A 7,978-nucleotide genomic window follows, 5' to 3' on the forward strand; every position below is an offset into this window, starting at 1 on the left:
GCCCGGCCGCCTGCGAGGCCCGTACCGTCGTCAGCGCGCTCAATCCGCGCGCGTGGTCCACGCGGGGCTCCCGCGCCAGGCCCGAGTCGACGACCACCCGCACCCCGGGCACCGTCAGGGAGGACTCCGCGACCGAGGTCGCCAGCACCACCCGGCGCCGTTCGCCCGGCGCCAGTACCGCGTCCTGCACGGCCGCCGGGGCCCGCCCGTGCACCTGGAGCACCTCGACACCGCCGAGATCCCCCAACTGCCCCGCCACGCGCGCGATCTCGCCCACGCCCGGCAGGAAGCACAGCACGTCCCCGTCCCGCTCCCGCAGCGCCCGCCGCACCGTCGACGCCACATGCGCCAGCAGCGCGGGATCCACCCGCATACCGTGCGGCGGCCGTACCGGACGGGCCGGCGGCGACCACACCACCTCCACCGGGTGCGCGGTGCCGGCGGCCTCGACCACGGGCGCGTCGCCCAGCAGCCGCGCCCACCCCTCCGCGTCCGTCGTCGCCGACGCGGCCACCAGCCGCAGCTCGGGCCGCAGCGTCTCCCGGACGTCCCACAAGAAAGCGGCCGTGGTGTCGGCGTCCAGATGCCGCTCATGGCACTCGTCGAGGACGACCACGTCCACCCCGGCCAGCTCCTGGTCCCGCTGCAGACGCTGAAGCAGCACCCCGGTCGTCACGACCTCCACGCGCGCGTGACGGCCGACGACCCGCTCGCCGCGCACGGTGTACCCGACGCTGACGCCCACCTTCTCGCCCAGCAGCCAGGCCATCCGCCGGGCGGCGGCCCGTGCGGCGATCCGGCGCGGTTCGGCCACGACGACCCGGCGCACGGGCCCGTCCCCGAGCAGCCCGGCGAGCGCGAGCGGCACGAGGGTCGTCTTGCCGGTGCCGGGCGGCGCCACCAGCACCGCCGTACCGTGCCCGTCCAGGGCGTCACGCAGGGCGGGCAGCGCGCTGTGCACCGGCAGCGCGTCCAGGGCGTCGTAACGGATCACGCCCCCAGTGTCGTACGGCGCCAGGGAACGCCGTTACGCGCGCGTGCGTTCCGTCAGTACCGCTCGTCCGCCGGTCCCGCTTTTGCGTCAGTCCCGCTCGCAGACGAAGATCGCCGTGCCCGGGATCAGGTTCCCGCGCAGCGGTGACCAGCCGCCCCACTCCGAGGTGTTCCAGGCAGGCCACTCCGGCTCGACCAGGTCGACCAGCCGGAAGCCGCCGGCCACCACGTCCCGCACCCGGTCGCCGATCGTCCGGTGGTGCTCCACGTAGACCGCGCGGCCCTCCTCGTCCTGCTCGACGTACGGGGTCCGGTCGAAGTACGAGGACGACACGCTCAGCCCCTCCGGGCCCGGCTCGTCCGGGAACGCCCAGCGAACGGGATGCGTGACCGAGAAGACGAACCGACCGCCCGGGCGCAGCACCCGCCGCACCTCCCTCAGGACCAGCACCGGATCGGCCACGAAGGGCAGTGCCCCGTAGGCCGAGCACGCCAGGTCGAAGGAGTCGTCGGTGAAGGGAAGGGCGCCCGCGTCGGCGCACACCAGCGGGAACGAGCCACCGATGCGCAGGGCGTGCTGCAGTTGGCGGTGGGAGATGTCGAGGGCGACCGGACGCGCCCCCTGCGCGGCGAGCCAGCGCGAGCACTGCGCCGCGCCGGCGCCGATCTCCAGCACGTCCCTGCCCTTGAGGTCCTCCGGCGGACCGAGCAGCTCGGCCTCCACCTCGTCGAGCCCCTCGGGACCCCACACGAACCGGTCGTCGCCGAGGAACGTGCCGTGCTCGACCTGGTACTCGTCCGCGTTCCGGTCCCACCAGCCCCGGTTGGCCCGGGCGCTCTCACTGACGTCGGCCGCGCGCCGGGTGGCCTCCGGCTCGAACTCGGTCTCGGAAGAAACGGGCTCTTGGATGATCGGCTCCCTCGTATTAGTCTGCGGGCTCGTCCCGCCGACCGGCGCCCACGGGTGTCACGGAAGGGGTGTCGCTGGCCTGCGTGGCCTCGCGAGACAGTTCTTGTGCCGGGTATGGGGCGATCCGCCCCGGGTGTGCGCCTTCGCGCATTGACCCTGCCTGGCCGCCCCCGTATGCTACAAGTTGCGCTGCGGGCCTGCGCACCTCAGACGTAGCAGGCTGCGCTCGCATCTGTTGTATGTCCCCTCGGTTGTCGAGGCGCCACCAGTGGTTTTGTGTGGCGCTTCCTTGGCTGTCCGGCTTCTTCAGAGCGAAACGGGCTCCCGGCGTAAGCAGTACCTACGACTTCAATGTCCGTACCGGAGCCCTTTCCCACATGACGAGCAGCACCGAGACCACCGCCACCACCCCGCAGGTAGCGGTCAACGACATCGGTAACGAGGAAGCCTTCCTCGCAGCGATCGACGAGACGATCAAGTACTTCAACGACGGCGACATCGTCGACGGCGTCATCGTGAAGGTCGACCGGGACGAGGTCCTGCTCGACATCGGTTACAAGACCGAAGGTGTCATCCCGAGCCGCGAGCTCTCGATCAAGCACGACGTCGACCCGAACGAGGTCGTCGCCGTCGGCGACGAGATCGAGGCCCTGGTCCTCCAGAAGGAGGACAAGGAAGGCCGCCTGATCCTCTCGAAGAAGCGCGCCCAGTACGAGCGTGCCTGGGGCACCATCGAGAAGATCAAGGAAGAGGACGGCATCGTCACCGGTACCGTCATCGAGGTCGTCAAGGGTGGTCTCATCCTCGACATCGGCCTCCGTGGCTTCCTCCCGGCCTCCCTGGTCGAGATGCGCCGCGTCCGCGACCTCCAGCCCTACGTGGGCAAGGAGCTCGAGGCGAAGATCATCGAGCTGGACAAGAACCGCAACAACGTGGTCCTGTCCCGCCGCGCCTGGCTGGAGCAGACCCAGTCCGAGGTCCGCCAGACGTTCCTCACGACCCTGCAGAAGGGTCAGGTCCGCTCCGGTGTGGTCTCCTCGATCGTCAACTTCGGTGCCTTCGTGGACCTGGGTGGCGTCGACGGTCTGGTCCACGTCTCCGAGCTGTCCTGGAAGCACATCGACCACCCCTCCGAGGTCGTCGAGGTCGGCCAGGAGGTCACGGTCGAGGTCCTCGACGTCGACATGGACCGCGAGCGCGTCTCCCTGTCGCTGAAGGCGACCCAGGAAGACCCGTGGCAGCAGTTCGCGCGCACGCACCAGATCGGTCAGGTCGTGCCCGGCAAGGTCACCAAGCTGGTTCCGTTCGGTGCGTTCGTCCGCGTCGACGAGGGCATCGAGGGTCTGGTCCACATCTCCGAGCTGGCCGAGCGCCACGTGGAGATCCCGGAGCAGGTCGTCCAGGTCAACGACGAGATCTTCGTCAAGGTCATCGACATCGACCTCGAGCGCCGTCGCATCAGCCTCTCGCTGAAGCAGGCCAACGAGTCCTTCGGTGCCGACCCGGCCTCGGTGGAGTTCGACCCGACCCTGTACGGCATGGCCGCGTCCTACGACGACCAGGGCAACTACATCTACCCCGAGGGCTTCGACCCCGAGACCAACGACTGGCTCGAGGGCTACGAGACCCAGCGCGAGGCGTGGGAGACCCAGTACGCCGAGGCGCAGCAGCGCTTCGAGCAGCACCAGCAGCAGGTCATCAAGAGCCGCGAGGCCGACGCCGCCGCTGCCGCCGAGGGCGGCGACACCGCGGGTGCGGCTCCGGCCGCGGGTGGCGGTTCGTACTCCTCCGAGGGCCCGGACAACTCCGGCGCGCTGGCCTCGGACGAGGCGCTCGCCGCTCTGCGCGAGAAGCTGGCCGGCGGCCAGAGCTGAGCCGACGCTCACTGAGCAGTAGCTCCTGACTGAGGGGCCGCACCTTTCGAGGTGCGGCCCCTCAGTGTGTTCAAGGAAGCGGCCCCGGTGGGAATGTCCCTGGTCCAGGGGGCGTTGAAGCGTATGAACACGAGGAGGAGCGGTCACAGTGCTTGATCCGCAGGGTTTGTACGCATGGGAGCCGAAGGGCCTCGCCGTTGTCGACATGGCGCTCGCCCAGGAGTCGGCCGGCCTTGTCATGCTCTACCACTTCGACGGATACATCGACGCGGGCGAGACCGGCGACCAGATCGTCGACCGGCTGCTCGACTCGCTGCCCCACCAGGTCGTCGCCCGCTTCGACCACGACCGGCTCGTGGACTACCGTGCCCGCCGCCCGCTGCTGACCTTCGAGCGCGACCGGTGGACCCACTACGAGGAGCCCACCATCGACGTGCGGCTCGTGCAGGACACCACCGGAGCGCCGTTCCTGCTGCTGTCCGGGCCCGAGCCGGACGTGGAGTGGGAGCGCTTCGCCGCGGCCGTCCAGCAGATCGTGGAGCGGCTCGGCGTGCGCCTGTCCGTGAACTTCCACGGCATTCCCATGGGCGTCCCGCACACCCGTCCCGTGGGCCTGACCCCGCACGGCAACCGCACCGACCTGGTCCCGGGCCACCGCAGCCCCTTCGACGAGGCGCAGGTACCCGGCAGCGCCGAGGCGCTGGTCGAGTACCGGCTGATGGAGGCCGGCCACGACGTCCTTGGCGTCGCCGCGCACGTGCCGCACTACATCGCCCGCTCCCCGTACCCGGACGCGGCGCTGACCGTACTGGAGGCCGTCACGGCCGCCACTGGGCTGGTGCTGCCCGGCATCGCGCACGCCCTGCGCACGGACGCGCACCGCACCCAGACCGAGATCGACCGCCAGGTCCAGGAGGGCGACGAGGAGCTCACCTCCCTCGTCACCGGCCTGGAGAACCAGTACGACGCGGTCGCGGGCGCCGAGAGCAGGGGCAACATGCTCGCCGAGCCCGTCGACATCCCGTCGGCGGACGAGATCGGGCGGGAGTTCGAGAAGTTCCTGGCGGAGCGCGAGGGCGACAACTGACACCTGCGGGGTGCGTTGTCAGTGGCGGGCCGTAAGCTCTCGGTCATGCTGAAAGTCGGCCTGACCGGGGGCATCGGTGCCGGTAAGAGCGAGGTGTCGCGGCTGCTCGTCGAGTGCGGTGCCGTGCTGATCGACGCGGACCGCATCGCGCGCGAGGTCGTCGAGCCGGGGACGCCGGGCCTGGCGGCGGTCGTCGAGGCCTTCGGCCAGGGCGTGCTCACCGCCGACGGCAGCCTCGACCGGCCCAAACTCGGCTCGATCGTCTTCGCCGACCCGGACAGACTCGCCGTGCTGAACTCGATCGTGCATCCCCTGGTGGGCGCCCGCTCCCGGGAGCTGGAGCAGGCCGCCGCCGAGGACGCGGTGGTCGTGCACGACGTGCCGCTCCTCGCCGAGAACGGCCTCGCCCCGCTGTACGACGTCGTGATCGTCGTCGACGCCGCTCCCGAGACCCAGCTCTACCGGCTGGTACGGCTGCGGGGCATGACGGAGCAGGACGCGCGGGCCCGCATGGCCGCCCAGGCGAGCCGGGAGAAACGCCGGGAGATCGCGGACGTCGTCATCGACAACGACGTACCGCTCGAGGAACTGCGGCGCCGGGTGAAGGACGTGTGGGCCGACCTCGTCCGCAGAGCCCGGGCTCAGGGGGGCTCGTCCCAGCAGCCCCAGGAATAGCGGGGTGCTTCCGGCGCGTTGAACCGCTCCAGTGAGGGAAGGACTGTGCCGTGCCCGAGACCAGCGGTTCGACCGGACGTACTCCGGAGACGCATGTCATCGACTTCCGTGCCGCCGAGCAGTTGCTCAACGCGCGGGACCCGCGGGGCGCGGTGAAGCTGCTCGACCCGGTGATCGCCGCCCACCCCGAGAACACCGCCGCCCGGCTGCTGCGCGCGAGGGCCTTCTTCGCCGCCGCCCAACTGCGGCCCGCGGAGCTGGAGTTCACCATCGTCCTGGAGCGCGAGCCGGACAACGCGTTCGCGCACTTCGCGCTGGCCCGCACCTACGAGCGCCAGGGCCGGGGCGAGCAGGCCAAACGCCACTTCCGCCTCGCGGCCGCCCTGGACCCCAACCCCCAGTTCCTGAAGGCGGCCCGCTTCGACGATCCGGCGTGAGCCGGCCGGCAGGCCCCGGCGGACCATGCCGACGTCGCCGAACGGCCACTAGCGCGGCCGGCTCTCCGGCGGCCGATACGGCGGGATGTCGCGGCCCGGCTGGTAGTGGGGGCCCTGGTGGATGTGCCTGAGGATGATCGTCATGTCGACGGTGATCACCAGCCACAGCGCCCCGCAGGCGGCCGCCCACCCCGGCCGCCCGGCCAGTGCGAACGCCGCAGTGCCGAAGATCGTCCAGACCAGCCCCCACACGCTCAGCCAGAACCGCGCCCGTAGCGCACTGCGGGCGGTCGTGGGTTCACTGCCGGTACGCATCGCCGATCACTGCTCCTCTTTGCAACGTACTCTTCGATGCGGACGTTCACCAAAGGGGGTTCCCGTGCTGCCGGCTGCGGACGAACTGGCCGAGGTACTGCTCGATCTCGCGGTACCCCATGAGGACATCGGCGACCTCGTACGGATGAGCCGCCGGGTGACCGACGACCCGGAGCTGCGGCAGGCGCTTCAGGCGTCGGTCGCGGAGCTCGTCGAGGGGCTGGGGGAGATCGGCACCGAACTGGACCTGCCCGACCTCGACTGGCCCTCGGGTCCCCTGCAGCGCTGCTTCCCCGTGTACGTCTTCGTGGCGGCGCTGCCGTACACCAGGGCCTACCACCGCGGGCGGGGCATCCCGGACGACGTCTCCCGGCGCACTCTCGCCGACCTCGGCCGGCACATGGCGGTGCACCGGAGGCGGTACGGCGTGGCGGGCGTGCACGCGGTGTGGTGGTTCGGGCACCACTTCCGGGGCGAGCTGTACCAGCTGGGCAGACTTCAGTTCGAACGGGCCCGGCTGGGGCGGCGCACCGGGACGGCGCTCGCGGCGGCCGGGCTCGACGTCGGTCCGGGGACGCCGTGTCTGAGCCTGCACATCCCCGACTTCCTCGGCCCGTTCTCCCCGGCCGCCTGCGACCGCTCGCTGGCGCTGGCGGCGGAGTTCTTCGCCCGGTACTTCCCCGAGGAGAAGTACCGGGTCGCGACCTGTCACTCCTGGCTGCTGGACCCGCAGTTGCGGGACTACCTGCCGGCCGGCTCCAACATCGTCCGCTTCCAGGACCGGTTCCGCCTGGCCCGCGAGGAGCGGGAGCCCTCAGACACCGACCCGGTGGAGTTCGTCTTCGGCGATCCGACGCTGCCCGTGGAGAGCCTGCCCCGGCGCAGCGCCCTGGAGCGGGCCGTCGGGGACCATCTGCGGGCGGGCGGCCACTGGTACACCGGGCACGGCTGGTTCCCGTTGTGAAAAGGGCGCGGGCACCGATGAGTTCGGACGAGCGCCCCGGTCTACCCCTGTGACAGCGAGACGCACCGCTCACCACAGGAGAACACCATGTCCGAGACCACCGTCCCCGTCACCTCCGTCGCCCCCGCCGCCGTCCCCACCCGCGGTCGCCGCGCCCGGATCGCCCTGCGCACCGTGCAGGTGCTGCTCGCCCTCTTCTACGGCGTCGCGAGCGCCCTGCCCAAGCTGATCGGCAACCAGTACGCCGTCGACGCCTTCGACAAGATCGGCTGGGGCAGTGCGGGCATGTACACCATCGGCGCGCTCGAACTGGCCGGTGCGGTGGCCCTGTTGGTCCCGGTGCTGCAGTCGGTGGCCGCCATGGCGCTGAGCGCGCTGATGGTCGGCGCGTTCTTCGTCCAGATGATCGTCTTTCACGGCGAGAACGCCGCGACCCCGCTGATCCTGATCGTGCCGCTCGCCCTGATCGCCTGGGCGCGGCGCGGCTCCACCCGGGACCTGCTGGGTCTCGTACGACGACGGGCCTGAGCCCCGACGACGGAGGTGGCGTCCAGTCAGGGCCGGACGCCACCTCCGTATGCCCGGGTCAGTGGCCGCCCGGCCGCCCGGAGCCGCCCATCAGGCCCCGCAGGCGCTCCAGCTCCCGCCGGTCGCGCTTGGTCGGGCGGCCCGCACCGCGGTCGCGGATGCCGATGGGGGCGACGGCCTCGCGCGGGGGCGGGG

9 protein-coding genes and 1 pseudogene are annotated in these 7,978 nt (G+C 71.3%); 6 read left to right on the top strand and 4 right to left on the bottom strand.

Annotated features, from left to right (window positions below; all coding sequences use genetic code 11):
* Together GRC12_RS39085 and GRC12_RS39090 are read right to left on the bottom strand one after the other, a co-directional pair.
* A partial coding sequence (locus GRC12_RS39085; protein ID WP_208785173.1) for a DEAD/DEAH box helicase occupies positions 1 to 994 on the bottom strand: 994 nt, incomplete at its 3' end.
* Between the two features lie 87 nt (positions 995 to 1,081).
* A complete protein-coding gene (locus GRC12_RS39090; protein WP_439959934.1) occupies positions 1,082 to 1,906 on the bottom strand; it encodes a class I SAM-dependent methyltransferase in 825 nt (274 codons plus the stop codon).
* Between the two features lie 374 nt (positions 1,907 to 2,280).
* Between GRC12_RS39090 and rpsA the strand changes: the two genes are divergently transcribed.
* From rpsA to GRC12_RS39110, 4 genes are all read left to right on the top strand, one after another.
* Positions 2,281 to 3,777 carry a 30S ribosomal protein S1 gene (rpsA, locus tag GRC12_RS39095; RefSeq protein ID WP_133042749.1) on the top strand — a complete coding sequence of 499 codons (1,497 nt, stop codon included), beginning with the start codon at positions 2,281 to 2,283 and terminating at the stop codon, positions 3,775 to 3,777.
* A 148-nt stretch (positions 3,778 to 3,925) separates the two neighbouring features.
* Complete coding sequence (locus GRC12_RS39100; protein WP_208785176.1) at positions 3,926 to 4,864, top strand: PAC2 family protein; 939 nt, start codon at positions 3,926 to 3,928, stop codon at positions 4,862 to 4,864.
* Positions 4,865 to 4,909: 45 nt separating this feature from the next.
* Positions 4,910 to 5,539: a dephospho-CoA kinase gene (coaE, locus tag GRC12_RS39105; RefSeq protein ID WP_208785179.1), complete on the top strand. Its 630-nt coding sequence runs from the start codon at positions 4,910 to 4,912 to the stop codon at positions 5,537 to 5,539.
* Positions 5,540 to 5,589: 50 nt separating this feature from the next.
* Positions 5,590 to 5,976 carry a tetratricopeptide repeat protein gene (locus tag GRC12_RS39110; protein WP_133042746.1) on the top strand — a complete coding sequence of 129 codons (387 nt, stop codon included), beginning with the start codon at positions 5,590 to 5,592 and terminating at the stop codon, positions 5,974 to 5,976.
* Positions 5,977 to 6,024: 48 nt separating this feature from the next.
* Here GRC12_RS39110 and GRC12_RS39115 read toward each other — a convergent pair whose 3' ends face one another.
* Positions 6,025 to 6,291 (bottom strand): DUF6343 family protein, encoded by a 267-nt coding sequence (locus GRC12_RS39115; RefSeq protein WP_208785181.1) that lies wholly within the window; start codon positions 6,289 to 6,291, stop codon positions 6,025 to 6,027.
* A 64-nt stretch (positions 6,292 to 6,355) separates the two neighbouring features.
* Here GRC12_RS39115 and GRC12_RS39120 point away from each other — a divergent pair, with 64 nt between their 5' ends.
* A complete protein-coding gene (locus GRC12_RS39120; protein ID WP_208785183.1) occupies positions 6,356 to 7,255 on the top strand; it encodes an acyltransferase domain-containing protein in 900 nt (299 codons plus the stop codon).
* Between the two features lie 87 nt (positions 7,256 to 7,342).
* The gene (locus GRC12_RS39125) at positions 7,343 to 7,783 is read left to right on the top strand and encodes a DoxX family protein (RefSeq protein ID WP_208785185.1); all 441 of its coding nucleotides are present in this window, start codon (positions 7,343 to 7,345) and stop codon (positions 7,781 to 7,783) included.
* A 58-nt stretch (positions 7,784 to 7,841) separates the two neighbouring features.
* On the opposite strand, the pseudogene GRC12_RS46105 reads toward GRC12_RS39125, so the two are convergent.
* A pseudogene (locus tag GRC12_RS46105) lies at positions 7,842 to 7,978 on the bottom strand (RNA-binding S4 domain-containing protein); the annotation flags it as partial.

Origin of the sequence: Streptomyces griseorubiginosus (genome assembly GCF_017614965.1) — a bacterium.
GTDB lineage: Bacteria > Actinomycetota > Actinomycetes > Streptomycetales > Streptomycetaceae > Streptomyces > Streptomyces griseorubiginosus_B.

Excerpts from the sequence above, each read along its gene's own strand:
- GRC12_RS39125 (WP_208785185.1), top strand. The coding sequence starts at position 7,343 with ATGTCCGAGACCACCGTCCCCGTCACCTCCGTCGCCCCCGCCGCCGTC.
- rpsA (WP_133042749.1), top strand. The coding sequence starts at position 2,281 with ATGACGAGCAGCACCGAGACCACCGCCACCACCCCGCAGGTAGCGGTC.
- coaE (WP_208785179.1), top strand. The coding sequence starts at position 4,910 with ATGCTGAAAGTCGGCCTGACCGGGGGCATCGGTGCCGGTAAGAGCGAG.
- GRC12_RS39115 (WP_208785181.1), bottom strand. The coding sequence starts at position 6,291 with ATGCGTACCGGCAGTGAACCCACGACCGCCCGCAGTGCGCTACGGGCG.